Source organism: Azospirillum picis, assembly GCF_017876115.1.
Taxonomy (GTDB): Bacteria; Pseudomonadota; Alphaproteobacteria; order Azospirillales; family Azospirillaceae; genus Azospirillum; species Azospirillum picis.
This window is the reverse complement of record NZ_JAGINO010000004.1, coordinates 58922-79216: the sequence shown is the minus strand read 5'-3', so window position 1 is coordinate 79216 and position 20295 is coordinate 58922. Positions and strand designations below refer to the sequence as shown.

The window sequence follows — 20295 nt, the reverse complement described above, 5'->3', positions numbered from 1 at the left end:
ATCGATGATGACTGGCGAGAGCCTCGAAATTCCCCGTTGCAAACCCCGTTCCGCCGTGACTTTTTCCGGCCGCGCGCCGCGTCCGCCGCGCGTTCCGCACGCTGGCAGGGGGAGGCACGCTGTGACGGGTTTGAGCCGCCTTTGGACATTGCTCGGCCTTGCCTGCGCGGCCGGTCTGCCGCTGGCGGGCTGCGCGCCGCTGGTTCTGGGAACCGCCGGCGGCGCCGCCGTCGTGGCGACGCAGGAACGCGGGTTCGGCGGCTTCGTCAGCGATACCGAAATCCGTGCCCGTATCAACCACCTGTGGGTCCAGCACTCCCTCGACATGACCAACCGGATCGGCCTCACCGTCGACCAGGGGCGCGTCCTTCTGACCGGCCGGGCCGCGGATCCGCAGATGCGCCTGGATGCGGTTCGGCTCACCTGGCAGGCGCCCGGCGTCAAGGAAGTCATCAATGAAATCCAGATCGACAATGGATCGAGCCTGCTCGACAGCGCAACCGACACCTGGATTTCGACTCAACTGCGAAGCCGCATCACTTTCGACGCGAACATTCATAGCCAGAACTACAGCATCGATACTGTCGATGGCGTTGTCTATCTGATGGGAGTGGCCGCTTCGCAGGCGGAGCTGGACCGGGTGGTCCAGCACGCGCGGTCGGTCCCCAAGGTGCAACGCGTCGTCAGCTACGTCCAACTGCTTTCCAACCTCCAGGGTTGAAGTCCAACCGCCATGGCCCCCGCCCCTGCCCGCGCCCTCGCGCTCGTCCGTACCGTCTGCGTCGCCGCCGTCCTGCTGCTGTCGACGGCCCTCGCGACCAGCCCCGTGCCGGCGCAGGATGCCGCGCCGGGCGGCACCGGGCAGAACGGGAGCGGGCAGGACGGAGACGGGCAGGATGGCGGCGGCGCAGACCAGCCGCTCGCCGGCACGCCCGGCCCGGCCAACCGGCTGTTCGTGCAGGCGCTGCAGCTCATCCGCCAAGCCGACAACACCTATGACAGCGCCGAGGAGGCCCGCCTTCTGAAGGAGGCGGACAAGCTGTTCAACGAGATCGTGACGAAGTATCCCGACAGCGCGCTGGCGGTGCAGCTCGTCACCAACCAGTTCGTCGGCGACTTCGACTTCTTCGAGTTCCGCTCGCGCATCCGCGCGCTGGTCTGCAACGATCCGATGACCAGCCTGTGCTTCCTCCACCGCGTCGGCGAGATGCTGCCCCCCGTCGAGACGCCGATCACCGCCGCCCGCTGGGACTGGCTGTCGCTGGCTGTCGCCTACCAGCAGCTTGGCGATCCCGGCCGCGCCAAGGAGATCGTGGCGCCCTTCGTCAGCGCGGTTCGGCGCGGCGGGGTGGCCGACAGCTCGGGCGAGGACCTGTTCGTCGCCCGCGCGCTGTCCCTGATGGGGCAGACTCCGCTCGCCCTCGAAATCACCCGTCAGATCAACGACTGCTCGACCCGCATCTACAACCTCGCCGACATCGCCAAGGCGGCCGCCTGGCGCGGCGATTCCGCATTGACCAGCGCACTGGCCGACGAGGCGAAGAGCTACGCCGCCAGCCACAACTGTAGCTGGGAGCTCGGGCTCGTCGCGCAGACGCTGATGCGCGCCGGCAAGGAGGCGCAGGCGCGCACCCTCTTCCTCAACACCGTGGAAACCCAGTTCTCGAAGTTCAAGGACACCAAGGGCGACTGCTGCCCCCCGGAACTGGCGGTCGCCGCCGCCGACCTCGGCGATCCCAAGCTCGCGCTGGGGCTGCTCAACACGGTGCAGGACGAGAACCCCTGGACGATCCCCGCCGTGCTCGGCCGCCTCGGCCGGCGCGGGGAGATGGCCATGGCGACCGACTATGCCGAGCAGGTGCCGGACCTCGACACGCGCGGCGAGGCCTATGCCGAACTGATCGACGCCGCGATGAAGCGCGGCGAGCCGGCCACCGCCAACGAACTGATGAACCGCCTGACCAAGCTGGCGAACGATTCCGCCGGCCGCCGGCCCGGCCTGCTGGCCCAGAAGGCGCGGGCGGAGAAGGTCTTCTACAACGACGACCGCTGGCGGCGGAGCTTCCAGCAGGCGATCAACGCATCGGAGAAGGCCAGCAACTTCGTCCGCCGCGACATCGGCGCCCCGCTGCTGGCCGCCCTGGTGCGGATCGAAACCGGCCTGCCGATGCTGGACTGACGGCCTCTCCCCGCCCACACCGGCAGGCGGGCCTGCGGCCTATCCGACCGACAGCACGATCTTGCCGACATGCTGGTTGCTTTCCATCAGCCGATGGGCTTCGGCGGCGGCGGACAGCGGGAAGACCTCGTGCACGACCGGCCTCACGCGGCCTTCGGCGACCAGCGGCCAGACGCGGGTGCGGAGCTGCCCGGCGAGCGCCGTCTTGTAGGACAACGGCCGTGCCCGCAGCGTCGAGCCGGTCAGCGTCAGGCGCTTCGTCATCACCGGGAAGAAATTCACCGTCGCTGTCGCTCCGCGGACAAAGCCGATGCAGACGTACCGGCCTTCGACCGCCAGGGCGTCGATGCTGCGGGCGACGTAATCGCCGCCGACGATGTCGAGCACGACATTCACCCCGGCACCGCCGGTCGCCTCCTTCACCACCTCGACGAAATCCTCCGTTTCGTAATCGATGGCGCGCTCCGCCCCCAGGTCGACGCAGGCCCGGCACTTGTCGGCACCGCGGGCGGTGGCGAAGACCCGCGCCCCGAAGGCGGTGCCGAGCTGGATCGCGGTGGTGCCGATGCCGGACGTGCCGCCATGGACCAGCAGCGCCTCTCCCGGTCCGAGGCCGCCGCGCTCGAACAGGTTGGACCAGACGGTGAAGGCCGTCTCGGGCAGGGCCGCCGCCTCGGCCATCGACAGGCCAGCAGGGACCGGGAGGCACTGGCCGGCCGGAGCCACGCAGTACTCGGCGTAGCCGCCGCCGGCCAGCAGGGCACAGATCGGATCGCCGATAGCCCAGCCCTCCACCCCGTCGCCCAACGCATCGACCGTCCCGGCAACCTCCAGGCCGGGGATGTCGGTAACCCCCGGCGGCGGGTTGTACTTGCCGAGGCGCTGGAGCACGTCCGGCCGGTTGACGCCGGCCGCCTGCACGGCGATGCGGATCTCTCCGGCCGACGGTTTGGGGAGCGGGCGGCGCCCCGGCAGCAGCACCTCCGGCTTGCCGGGCGCGGTCACCTCGACCGCCACCATGGTTCTCGCTTCGCCCATTCCGATTGTCCCCTGCTGTTCGTGGTCGATGAAGGCGCAAGGGGGCACTGTGTCGCCGGCGGCCGGGACGCGGCAACATGGCGCCAAAGGCGATTTCATCACATGGAAAAGACGAAAAAAAATGGCCGTGCTGTGATCAGCACGGCCAGTCTCCGAGAGAAGCGCGAACATGCAAAACAACACATCCGCCCGATGAGAAAGGAACGCCTTTCCCGAGACAGAAATTCTCATAACGACGGCAAGAATGCCCGAGGATTCATCTCCTTTTTCCATTCCGTGGAAACCGCGATTTTCCAAGGAAAAAGGCCGCACCCCATGAGGAGTGCGGCCCGAGTGCGCCAGGGAGGAAACGCCGACGGGCACCACTTGCCGTCAGCTCTTGGCGTCGGTTGTCCCGGCTGCCCCGGCCGGCAGCGGCCTGCGGGGCCTCGGGGCGTCAGTTCGCGACCGGCATCCGGCCCCCCAGTTCGAGGGTCACCGCCTCGGCGGCGCGCTTGACCATCTCGCCCAACGCCCGGACCCGCGCATCCTCGATGCGCCGGCTCGAACCGGACAGCGACAGGGCTCCCATCACACGGGAATTCTCATCGAAGATAGGGGCGGCGATGCAGCGCAGCCCGGACACCCGCTCCTCCTGGTCGAGCGCGTAACCGCGGGTACGGACCAGGGAGAGGTCGCGATAGAGGGCCGGCAGGGACGACAGGGTGCTGCGGGTGAACTGGCGCATGCCGCGCTGGGTCACGATCGTCTGCACCTTGGTCTCGGTCATGCCGGCGAGCAGCGCCTTGCCGACGGCGGAACAATGCAGGAGCGTACGGTCGGTCTGGGGTATGGCGACCTGGGCGGCGCGCGGCCCGCCGACACGGGCCAGATAGATCGCCTCGCCATTCTCCTCGACCGCCAGATTCACGATCTCGCTGCTCTCCTCCATCAGGCGGCGCATGCGCGGGCGGGCGACATCGACGAGGTTGCGGGTCTTGAGGAAATTGGTGCCGGTCATATAGGCCTGGACGCCGATCACCCAGCCGCGCGCGCTCTGGTCGAAGCGGACGTAGCGCTCGTATTGCAGGGTCGTCAGCAGGCGATGGGTGGTCGAAGGCGACAGGTTCGCGGCCTCGGCCAGTTCGGTGAGGGTCATCGGGCCGTCCTGGGCACCGAGGATCGTGAGGATGTTCAGGGCGCGGCAGAGCGACTGCACCACTTGGCCGCGGTCGGCCTTCGCGTTGTCGTTCTTCACCCGCGGCGTCTCGATGATCGCCGTCTTGATGATCGCCGCGGCGCCCTCGCTCGGATCGTCATGGATGATCCGACGCGCCATCGTGGTGGTTTGGGCTTGCGCTTTCATGTCCCATCTCCCTCGGGATGTCCGGTGCCTTTGCGGCGCCTGTCTGTTGCGGCTGAAAGATGCGGATGACCAGGCACGGATAGACGAAGTGCGAGCAAACGAACCTGCAGGCGAAGCCGTATCGGCCGCGCGAAGCGCCCGGAGGCGCGCCGCGCGACATGGAGTCAGGTCTTGAAAATCGTCTGCATGGTGGAGCCCAGGCTGGCCGGGCTGTCGGCGACCGCGATGCCGACCGACTTCATGAACTCGATCTTGAAGTCGGCGGTGTCGTTGCCACCGGAGATCACCGCGCCGGCATGGCCCATGCGGCGGCCCGGAGGGGCGGTGCGGCCGGCGATGAAGCCGACGACCGGCTTCTTCGTGCCCGACGCCTTGATGAACTCCGCACCCTTGACCTCGGCGTCGCCGCCGATCTCGCCGATCATGATGATGCCCTCGGTCTCCGGGTCATTCACGAACAGCTCGAGCGCGTCGACGAAGTTGGTGCCGTTGACCGGGTCGCCGCCGATGCCGATGCAGGTGGTCTGCCCAAGCCCGGCCGCCGTGGTCTGCGCCACCGCCTCGTAGGTCAGCGTGCCGGAGCGCGAGACGATGCCGATCTTGCCGCGCTTGTGGATGTGGCCCGGCATGATGCCGATCTTGCACTCGTCCGGCGTGATGATGCCGGGGCAGTTCGGCCCGATCAGGCGGGTGGCCGATCCATTGAGCGCGCGCTTGACCCGGACCATGTCGAGCACCGGGATGCCCTCGGTGATGCAGACCACCAGCGGGATCTCGGCGTCGACCGCTTCCAGGATCGCGTCGGCGGCAAACGGCGGCGGCACGTAGATCACGGAGGCGTTGGCGCCGGTCTTCTCCACGGCGTCGGCCACGGTGTCGAACACCGGCAGGTCGAGGTGCTTGCTGCCGCCCTTACCCGGGGTGACGCCGCCGACCATCCTGGTGCCGTAGGCGATGGCCTGCTCGGAATGGAAGGTGCCCTGGGCTCCGGTGAAGCCCTGGCAGATCACCTTCGTGTTCTTGTCGACGAGAACAGCCATCTCACGCGGCCTCCTTCTTCACGGCCGCCACGATCTTCTTGGCTGCATCGTCCAGGTTGTCGGCCGAGAGGATCGGCAGGCCGGAGTCGGCCAGGATCTGCTTGCCGAGCGCCACGTTGGTGCCTTCCAGGCGGACCACCAGCGGCACATGCAGCTTCACGTCGCGAGCCGCGGCGACCACGCCCTCGGCGATCACGTCACAGCGCATGATGCCGCCGAAGATGTTGACCAGGATGCCTTCGACGTTGCTGTCCGACAGGATCAGCTTGAAGGCCGCGGTGACGCGCTCCTTGGTGGCGCCGCCGCCGACGTCGAGGAAGTTGGCCGGCTCGCCGCCGTACAGCTTGATGATGTCCATGGTGGCCATCGCCAGGCCGGCGCCGTTGACCATGCAGCCGATGTTGCCGTCGAGCTTGACGTAGTTCAGCTCGTGCCTGGCGGCTTCGATCTCCGCCGGGTCCTCCTCAGCCTCGTCGCGCAGGGCGGCGACCTCCTTGTGGCGGAACAGGGCGTTGTCGTCGAAGCTCATCTTGGCGTCGAGCGCCAGGATGTCGCCCGAACCGGTGACGATCAGCGGGTTGATCTCGACGATCTGGCAGTCCAGCTCCACGAACGCCTTGTAGGCGGCGGTGATGAACTTGGCGGCGGCCGAGACCTGCTTGCCTTCCAGACCGAGCGCGAAGGCGACCTTGCGGGTGTGGTAGCCCTGGATGCCGGTGACCGGGTCGACGGCGACCTTGACGATCCGCTCCGGCGTGTTGTGGGCGACCTCCTCGATCTCCATGCCGCCTTCGGTGGAGGCGATGATGGTGACGCGGCCCGAGGCACGGTCGGTCAGCAGGCCGAGATACAGCTCGCGCTTGATGTCGGCGCCTTCCTCGACATAGAGGCGCTTGACCTCGCGGCCCTCGGCGCCGGTCTGCTTGGTGACCAGCACGTGGTTCAGCATCTCGGCGGCGTTCGCGGCCACCTCCTCGATCGACTTGACGACGCGGACGCCGCCCTTGCCTTGCGCGTTGCCCTGGAAGCGGCCGGCGCCGCGGCCGCCGGCATGGATCTGGGACTTCACCACCCAGACCGGACCACCCAGCTCGCGGGCGACCGATTCAGCCTCTTCCGGGGTGAAGGCCACGCCGCCGCGCGGCACGGCGACGCCGTACCCCCGCAGCAGATCCTTGGCCTGATACTCGTGAATGTTCATGGCTTGCGTCTCTGACCCTGTCGGAATGGTCTTCTGGATGCCGCGGGGAGCCGGGAATTCATCGGCCGGCCGGCGGCGGATTTTTTAAAAGTCCGGGCTTCGGCTCTCCGGCGACCGGGAAGGGGTCGGTCGGGGAGAGGGGGGCGCGGTTGAATATTCCAAGGCACTATCGGTGCAACGTCTTGCCCCCTCCCCGACCCTCCCCCGCTTCGCGGGAGAGGGAGTAAGTGTCGGAGTGGGCGGCAGTCCCCTCTCCCGCGAAGCGGGGGAGGGTTAGGGAGGGGGCAGAGAACTCTACTCCGCCGCCAGCCGCTCAACGACGCCGACGGCGCCGCTGTCGCGGATGTCCATGATCTCGCGTTCGCCGAACCCCAGAACGTCGCGCAGGATTTCGTCTGTGTGCTCGCCCAGCAGGGGGGAGCGGGTGACCTCCGTCGGGCTGTCGGACAGCTTGATCGGGTTGCCGACCGTCAGGTAGCTGCCGCGGGTCGGATGCTCGACCTCGACCAGCGTGCCGGTCTCGTAGAGCGACTTGTCCTCGGCGATCTCCTTCATCGACAGGATGGGACCGCAGGGGATGTCGTACTTGTTGAGGATGTCCATGACCTCGAACTTGGTCAGGGTCTTGGTCCACTCCTCAACGGTCGCGAAGATCTGCATCAGGCGCGGCAGGCGGGCCACCGGGGTGGCGTAGTCGGGATCGGTGATCCACTCCTCCTTGCCGATGACCTTGCAGATCGACTTCCAGACCGGGGCCTGGGCGATGAAGTAGATGTAGGCGTTGGGGTCACGCTCCCACCCCTTGCACTTCAGGATCCAGCCCGGCTGGCCGCCGCCCGACGCGTTGCCGGCGCGCGGCACGGTGTCGCCGAACTCGCCGTTCGGGTATTGCGGGTATTCCTTCATCGGCCCGTGGGCCAGGCGCTGCTGGTCGCGCAGCTTGACGCGGCACAGGTTCAGCACGGCGTCCTGCATGGCGGCCAGCACCTTCTGGCCGCGGCCGGTGGTCTTGCGCTGGTAGAGGGCGGTGACGATGCCGAGCGCCAGATGCAGGCCGGTGCCGCTGTCGCCGATCTGGGCGCCGGTGACCATGGGCGGGCCGTCGTCGAAGCCGGTGGTCGAGGCCGCACCGCCCGCACACTGGGCGACGTTCTCGTACACCTTGCAGTTCTCGAACGGCCCGGGCCCGAAGCCCTTGACCGACGCGACGATCATCGCGGGGTTCAGGTCCTGGATGCGTTCCCAGGTGAACCCCATGCGATCGAGCACGCCGGGGGCGAAGTTTTCGACCATCACGTCGCAGGTCCTGATCAGCGCCTCCAGCACCTCCTTGCCCTTGGGGGTCTTGGTGTCGAGGGTGATGGACCGCTTGTTGTGGTTCAGCATGGTGAAATACAGGCTGTCGGCGTCCGGCAGGTCGCGCAACTGGCTGCGGGTGATGTCACCCTCGCCCGGCCGCTCCACCTTGATGACGTCGGCGCCGAACCAGGCGAGCAACTGGGTGCAGGTCGGTCCCGACTGGACATGCGTGAAGTCGAGAATCCGGACGCCCTCAAGTGCCTTGCCCATGTATTTCTCCCCCTGCTTTTCAAAGTCGTGTGGTCGGCTCGGCCGCTTGCTTGGTGGCCGCCCTTCAGGACGGCATTTTGCGGACCGAGCTGGTCGGGTTCAGGCTGCCGATGTTGCCGCTTTCGGTGCCGGCGGCCGGGTCGATGACGGCGTTGACAAGGGTCGGACGGCCGCTGTCCATCGCTTCGGTGACGGCGCGGTACAGCTCGTCCGGGTTGGTGACATGGACGCCGACGCCGCCGAAGGCCTCCATCATCTTGTCGTAGCGCGAGCCGGGGACGAAGACCATCGGCGACGGGTCGGCCTTGCCGGTCGGGTTGACGTCGGTCCCGCGGTAGATGCCGTTGTTGTTGAAGATGACGATGCAGACCGGCAGGTTGTAGCGGCAGATCGTCTCCACCTCCATGCCGGAGAAGCCGAAGGCGCTGTCGCCCTCGACCGCCAGCACCGGCTTGCCGCTCTCCACCGCCGCGGCGACGGCGTAGCCCATGCCGACGCCCATCACGCCCCAGGTGCCGACGTCCAGGCGCTTGCGCGGCTGGTACATGTCGATGATGCCGCGGGCGAGGTCGAGGGTGTTGGCGCCCTCGTTGACCAGCATGGCGTCCGGCCGCTCCTTGATGACGCGGCGCAGCGCGCCCAGCGCACCGTGGAAGTTCATCGGCGACGCATTGCTCATCAGCTTCGGCGCCATCTTGGCGACGTTCTGCTCACGCTTGGCCGCGACGGTGTTCATCCAGTCGGTCGGCGGGGTCAGGCCGCCGTCGATGCCCTTCAGCAGCACCTCCATGACCGAGGCGATGTCGCCGACCAGCGGAGCGTGGATTTCGACGTTGCTGTCCATCTCCCTGGGCTCGATGTCGACCTGGATGAACTTCTTCGAACCCGGCTTGCCCCAGGTCTTGCCCTTGCCGTGCGACAGCAGCCAGTTCAGCCGCGCGCCGACCAGCATGACCACGTCGGCGTCCTGCAGCACCAGCGAGCGGGCCGCACCGGCCGACTGCGGGTGGGTGTCGGGCAGCAGGCCCTTGGCCATGCTCATCTGCAGGAAGGGGATGCCGCTCTTCTCGACGAAGGCGCGGATGGTGTCGTCGGCCTGGGCATAGGCAGCCCCCTTGCCGAAGATGACCAGCGGACGCTTGGCGCCCTTCAGCAGGTCGAGCGCGCGGTTGACAGCGTCGGCCGACGGGTACTGCGCCGGGGTCGGATCGACCACCTTGACCAGCGACTTCGCACCCTCGGCCGCGTCCATCACCTGCGAGAACAGCTTGGCCGGCAGGTCCAGATAGACGCCGCCCGGACGGCCCGACACGGCGGCGCGGATGGCACGCGCCACGCCGATGCCGATGTCCTGGGCGTGCAGGATGCGGAAGGCGGCCTTGCACAGCGGCTTGGCGATGGCGAGCTGGTCCATCTCCTCATAGTCGCCCTGCTGGAGATCGACGATCTCACGCTCGGACGAGCCGCTGATGAGGATCATCGGGAAGCAGTTGGTGGTGGCGTTCGCCAGCGCGGTCAGGCCGTTCAGGAAGCCAGGCGCCGACACCGTCATGCAGACGCCCGGCTTCTTGGTCATGAAGCCGGCGATGGCGGCGGCGTTGCCGGCATTCTGTTCGTGGCGGAACGAGACGACGCGCATGCCCTCGGCCTGCGCCATGCGCAGCAGGTCGGAGATCGGAATACCGGGGACGACATACAGGTTCTCGATGTCGTTGAGCTTGAGCGCGTCGATGACGAGCTGGAAGCCGTCGGTCAGCGCCGGCGCGTCTTCGACAACAGATGCTTCCGTGGCCTGGTTCTTAGTGATCGTTGCAGCCGCAGTAGACATAAGGGTAACTCCTCCCGGAGGCTCCAAAAAGGTTCAAGATCGGTTAGTCGAGGAAGGCGCAATGCCGTTCCACGTACTGTGCGAGACCGAGCGTGTGTTCCCGGACGCGACGTTCCGCGAGATCGGCATCGCGGGCGGCCAGCGCCTCGATGATGTCCCGATGCTCGTGGATGGACTGGTCGGCACGGTCGCCGATGCCCATGGTCGCGCGGCGGATCGCACGCATATGGATGAAGAAGCGGTCGGTCAGGTCGGAGATCAGGGTGGAGCCCGAAGCCTGGACGATGCTCTGGTGGAAGACGATGTTGGCGTCCGAATATTCGGCGACATGTTCGGCCAGTTCGGCCTTGGTGTATTTGTCGAACGCGGCGTGCAGGAGCTCCAGCTTGTCGGTGGTGGCGTTCTCGACGAACAGGCGGGCCGCCATGCCTTCCAAAGCGGCGCATACCGTGATCATCTCCACCAGTTCGGCCTTCGTCTTGCGCACCACGAAGATCCCGCGCCGCGGCTGGGAGCGGATGAACCCCTCCTGTTCCAGCAGCGCCATCGCCTCGCGCACCGGCGTGCGGCTCACACCCAACGCTTCGCACAGGCGGCGTTCGTCCAACCGTATCTCGCTGCTCTGGCCGTAGATGTTCATCTGCGTGATCGCCTGTCGCAGCGCCTGGTAGGCCTTCGCCTTGAAGCTCATCCCCTGTTCGAGGGGTTCGACACTGAATCTTTCTCGGTTCATCACGGTTCCGACCCTTTGCGCGCCGACGCCGGCGGCGCCGCTTGTTGTCGTGAGCGTTACTCGTGCGAGCGTTCGGATGACCGCCCGTGCCCTTCATGAGGAGTGGCGCGTCGTTTTTGAATTATCGATACGGTATACCAGATGCCAGATGAGGCGCAAGCGCAATTGCGGGCACCTCGAACTATTTCCGCCGCAGACGGACTGCGGCAATTGCGTGCGATTTTTCTAGCCAGCGCGCGATAATCGCCCTATTCTCGCCAGCCGGCGGAAGGACCGTGGGCATATTCGGGAAGGGACAGCGCAGATGGTCGAAGGCCGGCAGCAGGCACGGATCGGGACGGCGCCGGCGGAGGATGCTCCCGACCCCAACTTCATGACCTCGCTGGCCCGCGGCCTGTCGGTGATCCGCGCCTTCACCGAGCGTGAACCGAACCTGACCATCGCCGACATCGCCAAGATCACCGGCCTGCCGCGGGCGGCGGCGCGGCGTTGCCTGCTGACGCTGATGCAGCTCGGCTATGCCGGGTCGGACGGCCGGACCTTCCATCTGAAGCCGAAGATCCTGGCGCTGGGCTATTCCTTCCTGTCGTCGGCGCCGCTGGCGACGATCCTCGACCCGCTGATCGAACAGGTCAGCGCCGCGGTGCAGGAATCCTGCTCCGCCGCCGTGCTGGACGAGGACGACGTCGTCTATATCGCCCGCGCGGCGACCAAACGGATCATGTCGGTCGGGCTGAATGTCGGCAGCCGGCTGCCCGCCTACTGCACGTCGATGGGGCGGGTGCTTCTGGCGGCGCTGCCGGAGGCCGAACTGGACGCCTACCTGTCGCGCGTGCCGCCGAAGCCTTTCACCGAACGCACGATCACCGCCCCCGATGCACTGAAGCGCGAGCTGGAACGGGTACGGGACCGCGGATTCTCTCTTGTCGACCAGGAGCTGGAGCTGGGGCTGCGCTCCGTCGCGGTGCCGATCCGCACGGCGGCCGGAACCGTGGTGGCGGCGATGAACGTCAGCGCCCAGGCGGCCCGCGTCACCTGCCCGGAGATGGAGGTGCAACTCCTGCCGCACCTGCAGCGCGCCGCGGAAGAGGCGCGGGTGCTGCTGGTGCGCGCAAGGGGAATTTGAAAGGCGGGAATGTAAAGGGGGATGTGAAGAGGAGGAGGAGCCGGCCCGCTCAACGGGAGCGGATCAGCATCTCCTCCAGATTGCGGCTGATCGATTCGACGCCGCTCTGGGCTTGGCGCATGCTCGACACCACCCCGTCGGTCAGCGCCCTCTGCTCCTCGGCCCCGGCGGTGACCTCATGGACGGTCGATTTCACGCTGTCGACCGATTTGGCGATCCCGCTCAGCGCGTCGACCACCTGCCGGACGACCTCCTGCATGGCGACGATCTCGACGCCGATCCGCTCGGTGGCGCCGGAGGTCTGTTCGGCCAGTGACTTCACCTCGGTCGCCACGACGGCGAAGCCGCGCCCGGCGTCGCCCGCCCGCGCCGCCTCGATGGTGGCGTTCAGCGACAGCAGCTTGATCTGGGACGCGATGGTGTCGATGAACTTGGCGACGCCGTCCATCGCCGCGGCGGCCTCGTTCAGGCGGCCGGTGGCGGCGTCGGCGGTGGCGGTGCGGTGGTCGATCTCGTCCACCACCTCGCGCGACTTCAGGATGTCGGCGGAAATCCGCGTGGCGGAACTGCACATCTGTTCGACCGACTGGCTCACCTCGGCGACCTTCTGGGTCGTCTCCTTGGCGAAGTCGATGGACTTCAGCCGCGTCCGGATCATCTTCGTCACGTCGGAGGCGAACTTCACCACCTTCACCACCTCGCCCCGGTCGGACATGACCGGGTTGTAGCTGGCGTTTATCCAGACCTCCGACCCGTCCTTGGCCCGGCGGCGGTAGAGCGAGGTGTGGAACTTCCCGCTGCGCAGGATCTCCCAGAACTCGCGGTATTCGGCGGTGTCGCGCTGTTCGGGGAAGAGGAACATGCTGTGGTTCCGCCCGACAACCTCGTCAAGCCCATAGCCCACGGCGTCCAGGAAATTCTCGTTGGCGTCGAGGATGGTGCCGTCGGTCCGGAACTGGATCACCGCCTGCGACCGGTTGATCGCCTCGATCTGGGAGCGGAAGTCGGTGTTGCGGCGGCGCTGCTCGGTGACGTCGGTGGCGAACTTCACCACCTTCCACGGCCGGCCGGCCGGGTCGAGGATCGGGGTATAGGTTGCCTGGATCCAAACCTCGCCCCCGCCCTTGGTCAGCCGCCGGAACTCGCCGCTCTGATGCTCGCCCTGGCGGATCCTGTCCCAGAAGGCGGTGTATCTCGGATCGGCGGCGTCGAGCTGGTTGAGGAACATCTTGTGGTGCCGCCCCTGCACCTCCTCCAGCCGATATCCCATAAGGTCGAGGAAGCAGGCGTTGGCGAACTGGATGGTGCCGTCCAGCGCGAACTCGATCACCGCCTGCGAACGGTCGATGGCGGCCAGCTTGCCCTCGGCGTCGGTCGCTTTCAGCTTCTCGTCGGTGATGATGGTGGCGAACTTGATGATGCCGGTCGGCCGGCCGTCGAAGCCGAGGATCGGGTTGTAGGTGGCGCGCAGCCAGACCTCCTGGCCGGAGCGGGTGATGCGCCGGAACTCCGCGCACTGGAAGCGGCCGGCGCGCAGGTCGTTCCAGAACTGCCGGTACTCGTCGCTCCGCGCATGGGCGGGGTCGACGAACATGCTGTGCGGCCGGCCCTTGACCTCGGCGAGGCTGTAGCCCATCGCCTCCAGGAAGTTCCGGTTCGCGTCGACAACCGTGCCGTCCAGCGAGAATTCGATCACGGCCTGCGACCGGTCGAGGGCATCCAGCTTGGTGCGGTCGTTGCTCGCGCCTCTGGTGAACAGGAACATGATGTCTTCCCCATCCCGTGATCGGGCCGAACAGGTGCGCGACAGTCGAGGATCGTCGATCACTGCATTTATTTCGCGGAAACCGCAAAAACATACCGAGGTATGAAGCAGAGACCTTGGATCGGTCAGCACCAGAGCGCGGCGATGAGGGAATTCATATGCCAAACATCACGGGGAACCAGTCGGGAGTATCCCTGATGACCGGTTCCGCGCGTCACAGGATTGCTTCCGGCGATATCGAAGTCAGTGCCGCCTTGATCTTCGGCACCATATGGTCGGCGAAGGCACGGACCTTGGCCGGCACCAGGGCACGGTGAGGATAGAGCACGGCCAGGGTCACCGGTTCCGGCGGGAAGTCGGGCAGCACCGGCACCAGGGCGCCGCTGGCGAGATGCTCCGCCACCTCCCACAGCGGCTTCATGACGATGCCGCCCCCGTCCAGCGCCCAGCCGGTCAGCACGTCGCCGTCGTCGGCGTCGAATCGGCCGGACACCGGCAGCTTCACCGGCTCACCGCCCTCCATCACGCTCCATTGATATTGCTGGGTGCCGGGAAAGCGCAGCAGCAGGCAATTGTGCCCGGACAGGTCGGCCGGCATCGACGGCCGGCCACGTTCCGACAGGTAGGCCGGCGCGGCGACCAGGACCCGGCGCAGGTCGGCGATCTTGCGCACCACGAAGCTGGAGTCCTTGAGCGCCGCCATCCGCACCGCCACGTCCACCGCCTCGCGCAGCAGGTCGAGCAGATGGTCGGACAGCCGGAGCCGCACCTCGACCAGTGGATGGGCGGTGCAGAAATCCGGCACCAGCGGCGCCAGGATGCGCCGGCCGAATCCCAGCGGCGCCGTCACCCGCACGCTGCCCGACGGCACGCCGGCTCCGGCGGCGATGCTGCTGTGGGCACGCTCCACCGCTTCCAGCACCTCCAGGCAGCTCTGGTAGAAATCCATGCCGGTCTCGGTGGCCTGGAGCTGCCGGGTGGTGCGGTTCAGCAGCCGCACGCCGAGATGGGCTTCCAACTGCTGGATGCGGTGGCTGACCATGGCCGGGGACATGCGCAGGTTGCGGCCGGCGGCCGACAGGCTGCCGAGTTCGACGACCCGAACGAAGATGCGCATGTTCTCAAGCAACGCCATGCCTGGAAGGACTCCCTGCCGGACCGGTGGGTTACCGGTCGACGACGAAGCTAGCACGCTGCACCGGCCGATGGGAATCGACCCGCCCGTTCGTGGCGCTGCACTGCAAAACATCATCCTGCCGGCGAGGCAGGGGGAGATATGTACCGATGCCCTCCCGCCTCGGCGCCCAGCCGATGCCTATCCTCAACGGCTGGTCGCGGTGGTCGCGGCCCCGCACAACGGATGCGATCAACGTGGAGGGAACGATGTTCGACGGCAACCGCCAAGGCCACCAGTGGAGCGGCCGTGGACACGACCAGCATGGACATGGCGATTTGGGAAATGGTGGCTGGGGGCATGGCGGCCAGGGACATGGCGGCCAGGGACATGGCGGCTGGGGAAATGGCGGCTGGGGAAATGGCGGCTGGGGAAATGGCGGCTGGGGAAATGGCGGCTGGGGAAATGGCGGCTGGGGAAATGGCGGCTGGGGGCATGGGAACGGACACGGCCCTCACCCGGGAAACGGCCAGGATCCCGGTACCGGCGGCCCCGGCGGGGGCGATGCCTACGACGGCCTCTACGTCGTCGACGTGCAGGGGGTGATAGACCTGCCGGTTCCCTTCCTCGACGAGGACGTGCAGTCCGGTGATCCCTTCCGCATGACGGTGGCCATGACCTTCGACGATCCGGTGGTCGGGACAGACGATGCCACCTACCAGCGCTACTTCAACGACCAGCCCAACAGCTTCCTGCTGTCCGTCCAGGTCGGCGACAGCGAGATCGAGCATGTCGTCCAGGCCTCGGTCCAGCCGGACGACGGCACGATCCTGGTGGTCGGGGACGACACGCTGTATCGCGAGTTCCTGGAGATCCCGGAGCCGCCCCGCACCCCGGCCGACCTTTTGAGCGTCATCGCGCCGGGCACCTCGACCGACCCGGCCAATGGCCAACAGGTGTGGCTGCGCACGCAGATTTCCCTGACCGATCCCGGCGGCACGATGGTCGACGGCTTCGATCTGGAAGAGGAAACCACCTTCATTCCGCCGCCCGGCGGTGAAATGGTGGCAAACTTCTCGCGCTTCCGCGAAGGACCGGTGAATTTCGACGCCAACCTGTACGGCATCGTCACCTCGGCCTCGCTCAACGTCATCGATCCGGCCGACGTGTTCTCGGCCGAGAGCCTCGCGGCGATCGGCTATCCCCTGCAGACCGGCGGCGGAGAGGGCTGCCTTGCCATGAGCTGAAACCGGAAAGGCGCGCCACCAGGGCGCGCCTTCCATTCCGGGCAGTCCCGCCGGCCTTAGACGAGGACGGTCTCGCTCTCCTCGACCGGCAGGTCGAGCGTTTCCTCGAACTCGGTGACGTTGTCGATGTCGGTGCCCATCGCGATGTTGGTGACACGCTCCAGCACCAGTTCGACGACCACCGGCACCTGGAACTCGTCCATCCACGCCTGGGCCTGGGCGAAGGCATCCTGGATGCGGTCGGGCTCGGTGACGCGGATCGCCTTGCAACCCAGCCCCTCGGCCACCTTGATGTGGTCGACGCCGTAGACGCCGATCTCGGGCGCGTTGATGTTCTCGAAGGAGAGCTGCACCTGGAAATCCATCTGGAAGGCGCGCTGCGCCTGCCGGATCAGGCCGAGATAGGCGTTGTTCACCAGGACGTGGATGTAGGGCAGCCTGTGCTGGGCGCCGACCGCCAGTTCCTCGATCATGAACTGGAAGTCGTAGTCGCCGGAGAGTGCCACGATGCGCCGCTTCGGATCGGCCACCCGGACGCCGAGGGCGGCCGGCAGGGTCCAGCCCAGCGGGCCGGCCTGGCCGCAGTTGATCCAGTGGCGCGGCTTGTAGACGTGCAGAAACTGCGCGCCGGCGATCTGCGACAGGCCGATGGTGGTGACGTAGGTGGTATCCTGGCCGAAGGCACTGTTCATCTCCTGGTAGACGCGCTGCGGCTTCATCGGCACCTGGTCGAAGTCGCTGCGGCGGTGCAGCGACCGCTTGCGGCCCTGGCAGTCCCTGACCCAGCCGCCGAGATCCTTGAAGCGTCCCTCCGCCTTCCACTCCCTCGCCACCTCGATGAACATATCGAGCGCCGCACCAGCGTCCGACACGATCCCGAGGTCGGGCATGAAGACGCGTCCGATCTGGGTCGGCTCGATGTCGACATGCACGAACTTGCGGCCCTTGGTGTAGACCTCGACCGAGCCGGTGTGGCGGTTGGCCCAGCGGTTGCCGATGCCCAGCACGAAGTCGGACTTCAGCATGGTGGCGTTGCCGTAGCGGTGGGCGGTCTGAAGGCCGACCATCCCGGCCATGAGCGGGTGGTCGTCGGGGATGGTGCCCCAGCCCATCAGCGTCGGGATCACCGGCACGCCGAGCAGTTCGGCGAACTCGACCAGCCTGTCGGAGGCGTCGGCGTTGATGATGCCGCCGCCGGCGACCACCAGCGGGCGCTCCGCCGCGGCGAACATCGCCAGCGCCTTCTCGACCTGGGCACGGCTGGCCGCCGGCTTGTAGACCGGCAGCGGCTCGTAGGTCTCGTCGTCGAACTCGATCTCCGCCATCTGGACGTCGATCGGCAGGTCGATCAGCACCGGGCCGGGCCGGCCCGAGCGCATCAGGTGGAAGGCCTGCTGGAACACGTAGGGCACCTGGGCCGGCTCCAGCACGGTCAGCGCCCACTTGGTCACCGGCTTGGCGATGTCCGGCACGTTGATGGCCTGGAAATCCTCCTTGTGCAGGCGGGCGCGCGGCGCCTGGCCGGTGATGCACAGGATGGGGATGGAATCGGCGATCGCCGAATAGAGGCCGGTGATCATGTCGGTGCCGGCCGGGCCGGAGGTGCCGATGCACACGCCGATGTTGCCGGCCGCGGCGCGGGTGTACCCTTCCGCCATATGGGAGGCGCCCTCGACGTGGCGGGCCAGCACATGGCGCATGGTGCCGCGCCGCTGCATCGCCGCGTAGAAGGGATTGATCGCGGCGCCGGGGACGCCGAAGCAGACGTCGATGCCCTCCCGTTCCAGCACCCGGACCGCCGCTTCCGCCGCCGTCATTCTCGCCATCGCTCGGCTCCTCACAAAAGACGCGAATTGTTCGTGAGGACAGCTAAGCGTGCCGGGCACCGCTGCGGCAATTCAACGGGGTGCCTTTTCCACAGGCTGGAAAGCGGCGCTTTCGGGTGGCTCAGCTCCCGCGGTAGGTCGAATAGGCCCAGGGCGAGACCAGCAGCGGCACATGGTAATGCTGGCCGGCATCCCTGATGCCGAAGCGCAGGGGAACCTCGTCGATGAAGTCGGGGCCGTCGCCGTCGATGGCGCCGATGCGCCGGAAATACTCGCCGGCCATGAACAGCAGCTCGTAGCGGCCGGGCCGGAAGGCTTCGCCCTGGAGCGCCGGAGCGTCGAGCCGGCCGTCGGCGTTGGTGGTGAACTCACCCAGGACGGTGCCGCTGTCGAGTGCGGTCAGGCGGATGCGCATGCCGGGTGCCGGGCGTCCGGAGGCGATGTCGAGGACATGGGTGGTCAGGCGGCCCATGGGTGCGTGTCTCCGTATTCAGGCGTCGGCCGACGACAGTTCACGACCGGCAGCTTAAGCCCAACCGCCCTGCCCTGCCCACCCGCCGAAATCCGGAAACTGTCTCCGCGGCGCGGCGTCCAATCGGCCGATTGAACCCCCCGCCACCAATGGCTTAGCGTAGGCTCCGCTTCGACCGCAGCGTTAAGAGCGAGACGACGATGACCGACCCGGCTTATCCCCGCGACATGATCGGCTATGGCGCCACCCCGCCGCAGGCCAACTGGCCGGGAGGTGCCCGGGTTGCGGTGCAGTTCGTCATCAATTACGAGGAGGGCGGCGAGAACTGCGTCCTCCATGGCGACGCCGCGTCGGAAGCCTTCCTGTCGGAAATCGTCGGCGCCCAGCCGGTCCCCGGCGCCCGCCACATGAACATGGAGTCGATCTACGAATACGGCTCGCGCGCCGGCTTCTGGCGACTGCACCGCCTGTTCACCGAGCGCGGGATGCCGGTCACCGTCTATGGCGTCGCCATGGCGCTTGAGCGCAACCCCGACGCCGTGGCCGCCATGAAGGCCGCGGGCTGGGAGATCGCCACCCATGGCTGGCGCTGGATCGACTACCAGCACCTGCCGGCCGAGGTCGAGCGCGAGCACATGCTGCGCGCCATCGAGGTCCACACCCGCGTCACCGGCACCCGCCCGCTCGGCTGGTATCTCGGCCGCTGCAGCCCGAACACCTGGCGGCTGGTCGCCGAGGAAGGCGGCTTCCTCTACAACGCCGACTCCTACGCCGACGACCTGCCCTATTGGGACGACAGCCATGGCCGGCCGCAGTTGATCGTGCCCTATACGCTCGACGCCAACGACATGCGCTTCGCCACCAACCAGGGCTTCAACAGCGGCGACCAGTTCTTCGCCTACCTGAAGGACAGCTTCGACACGCTCTATGCCGAGGGCGAGACGGCGCCGAAGATGATGTCGGTCGGGCTGCACTGCCGGCTGGTCGGGCGCCCGGGCCGCGCCGCGTCGCTGGCGCGCTTCCTCGATTATGTGCGCGGCCATGACAGGGCATGGGTGGCGACCAGGCTCGACATCGCCCGCCACTGGATCGCCGAACACCCCTACGCCGCCAAATGAGGCCGACGATGCCCTACAGCCTGCCCTACAGCATTGACGACCTGAACCGCATGGACCGCGCCGCCTTCGTCGCGGCGCTGGGCGCGGTGTTCGAGGAAAGCCCCTGGGTGGCCGAGGCTGCCTGGGACCAGCGCCCCTTCGCCGACGCGGCGGCCCTGCGCGCCGCGATGACCGGCATCGTGCGCGAGGCCGGGACCGACCGCCAGCGCGCGCTGATCCTGTCTCATCCCGACCTCGCCGACCGCGCCAGCCGCCCGGCCACCCTGACTGCCTTCTCGCAGACCGAACAGGCCAAGGCCGGCCTGAACGAGCTGACGGAGGCGGAAGCCGCAGAACAGCGCGATCTGAACCGCGCCTACCGTGCGCGCTTCGGCTTCCCCTTCATCATGGCGGTGCGCTTCAGCAGCAAGCAGGAGATCCTGGCGGCGATGCGCCAACGTGTGGCGAATGAGCCGGAGGTGGAGTTCGGCCGGGCGCTGGAGGAGATCTACAAGATCGCCGGGTTCAGATTGGACGATCTGGTGATGAGATAGCGTCGGCTGGCGATGCCCCCACCTAACCTCCCCCGCTGGGCGGGGGAGGAACCGCCGCTGCCATTCCAATCAAGCACTTATCCCCTCCCCCGCCCAGCGGGGGAGGGTCAGGGTGGGGGCATCCCGGTCAGCAACTCTCCGGAAAACCAAAAAAAGCGCGC

Annotated in this window: 17 protein-coding genes; 6 read left to right on the top strand and 11 right to left on the bottom strand. The window is 67.3% G+C overall.

Going from position 1 to position 20295, the window contains the following annotated elements:
- Positions 1-121 precede the first annotated feature (121 nt).
- Positions 122-721 carry a BON domain-containing protein gene (locus tag J2850_RS07680; RefSeq protein WP_209980310.1) on the top strand — a complete coding sequence of 200 codons (600 nt, stop codon included), beginning with the start codon at positions 122-124 and terminating at the stop codon, positions 719-721.
- Positions 722-733: 12 nt separating this feature from the next.
- Complete coding sequence (locus J2850_RS07675; RefSeq protein ID WP_209980308.1) at positions 734-2179, top strand: tetratricopeptide repeat protein; 1446 nt, start codon at positions 734-736, stop codon at positions 2177-2179.
- Positions 2180-2218: 39 nt separating this feature from the next.
- Here the strand turns inward: J2850_RS07675 and J2850_RS07670 are convergent, their stop codons facing one another.
- The 7 genes from J2850_RS07670 to J2850_RS07640 all read right to left on the bottom strand — a co-directional run bounded on the left by J2850_RS07670 (position 2219) and on the right by J2850_RS07640 (position 10933).
- On the bottom strand, positions 2219-3217 hold the full coding sequence (locus tag J2850_RS07670) for an NAD(P)H-quinone oxidoreductase (RefSeq protein WP_209980307.1): 999 nt from the start codon (positions 3215-3217) through the stop codon (positions 2219-2221).
- Positions 3218-3653: 436 nt separating this feature from the next.
- Positions 3654-4562: an IclR family transcriptional regulator gene (locus tag J2850_RS07665; protein ID WP_209980305.1), complete on the bottom strand. Its 909-nt coding sequence runs from the start codon at positions 4560-4562 to the stop codon at positions 3654-3656.
- A 164-nt stretch (positions 4563-4726) separates the two neighbouring features.
- Positions 4727-5602 (bottom strand): succinate--CoA ligase subunit alpha, encoded by an 876-nt coding sequence (gene sucD / locus J2850_RS07660; protein ID WP_209980303.1) that lies wholly within the window; start codon positions 5600-5602, stop codon positions 4727-4729.
- A 1-nt stretch (position 5603) separates the two neighbouring features.
- Entirely contained in the window at positions 5604-6803 is a 1200-nt protein-coding gene (gene sucC / locus J2850_RS07655) for an ADP-forming succinate--CoA ligase subunit beta (RefSeq protein WP_209980301.1), read from the bottom strand.
- A 294-nt stretch (positions 6804-7097) separates the two neighbouring features.
- Positions 7098-8372: a formyl-CoA transferase gene (frc, locus tag J2850_RS07650; RefSeq protein WP_209980299.1), complete on the bottom strand. Its 1275-nt coding sequence runs from the start codon at positions 8370-8372 to the stop codon at positions 7098-7100.
- 64 nt (positions 8373-8436) lie between these two features.
- Positions 8437-10200 (bottom strand): oxalyl-CoA decarboxylase, encoded by a 1764-nt coding sequence (gene oxc, locus J2850_RS07645; RefSeq protein ID WP_209980297.1) that lies wholly within the window; start codon positions 10198-10200, stop codon positions 8437-8439.
- 43 nt (positions 10201-10243) lie between these two features.
- Positions 10244-10933 (bottom strand): GntR family transcriptional regulator, encoded by a 690-nt coding sequence (locus J2850_RS07640; RefSeq protein WP_149232764.1) that lies wholly within the window; start codon positions 10931-10933, stop codon positions 10244-10246.
- A 304-nt stretch (positions 10934-11237) separates the two neighbouring features.
- Here J2850_RS07640 and J2850_RS07635 point away from each other — a divergent pair, with 304 nt between their 5' ends.
- Complete coding sequence (locus tag J2850_RS07635) at positions 11238-12059, top strand: IclR family transcriptional regulator (RefSeq protein ID WP_209980296.1); 822 nt, start codon at positions 11238-11240, stop codon at positions 12057-12059.
- Between the two features lie 49 nt (positions 12060-12108).
- Here the strand turns inward: J2850_RS07635 and J2850_RS32045 are convergent, their stop codons facing one another.
- Together J2850_RS32045 and J2850_RS07625 are read right to left on the bottom strand one after the other, a co-directional pair.
- A complete protein-coding gene (locus tag J2850_RS32045; protein ID WP_209980295.1) occupies positions 12109-13824 on the bottom strand; it encodes a methyl-accepting chemotaxis protein in 1716 nt (571 codons plus the stop codon).
- A gap of 214 nt (positions 13825-14038) precedes the next feature.
- Positions 14039-14959, bottom strand: a complete 921-nt coding sequence (locus J2850_RS07625; protein WP_209980294.1) for a LysR family transcriptional regulator — start codon at positions 14957-14959, stop codon at positions 14039-14041.
- Positions 14960-15207: 248 nt separating this feature from the next.
- Here J2850_RS07625 and J2850_RS07620 point away from each other — a divergent pair, with 248 nt between their 5' ends.
- A complete protein-coding gene (locus J2850_RS07620) occupies positions 15208-16185 on the top strand; it encodes a hypothetical protein (protein ID WP_209980293.1) in 978 nt (325 codons plus the stop codon).
- 56 nt (positions 16186-16241) lie between these two features.
- Here the strand turns inward: J2850_RS07620 and gcl are convergent, their stop codons facing one another.
- Together gcl and uraH are read right to left on the bottom strand one after the other, a co-directional pair.
- Positions 16242-18011, bottom strand: coding sequence for a glyoxylate carboligase (gene gcl, locus J2850_RS07615; RefSeq protein ID WP_209980292.1), 1770 nt, complete (start codon positions 18009-18011; stop codon positions 16242-16244).
- 121 nt (positions 18012-18132) lie between these two features.
- Positions 18133-18483 (bottom strand): hydroxyisourate hydrolase, encoded by a 351-nt coding sequence (uraH, locus tag J2850_RS07610; RefSeq protein WP_209980291.1) that lies wholly within the window; start codon positions 18481-18483, stop codon positions 18133-18135.
- Between the two features lie 200 nt (positions 18484-18683).
- Here uraH and puuE point away from each other — a divergent pair, with 200 nt between their 5' ends.
- On the top strand, positions 18684-19601 hold the full coding sequence (gene puuE, locus J2850_RS07605) for an allantoinase PuuE (RefSeq protein WP_209980290.1): 918 nt from the start codon (positions 18684-18686) through the stop codon (positions 19599-19601).
- Between the two features lie 8 nt (positions 19602-19609).
- The gene (uraD, locus tag J2850_RS07600; RefSeq protein WP_246512891.1) at positions 19610-20134 is read left to right on the top strand and encodes a 2-oxo-4-hydroxy-4-carboxy-5-ureidoimidazoline decarboxylase; all 525 of its coding nucleotides are present in this window, start codon (positions 19610-19612) and stop codon (positions 20132-20134) included.
- The last annotated feature ends 161 nt before the right edge of the window (positions 20135-20295 follow it).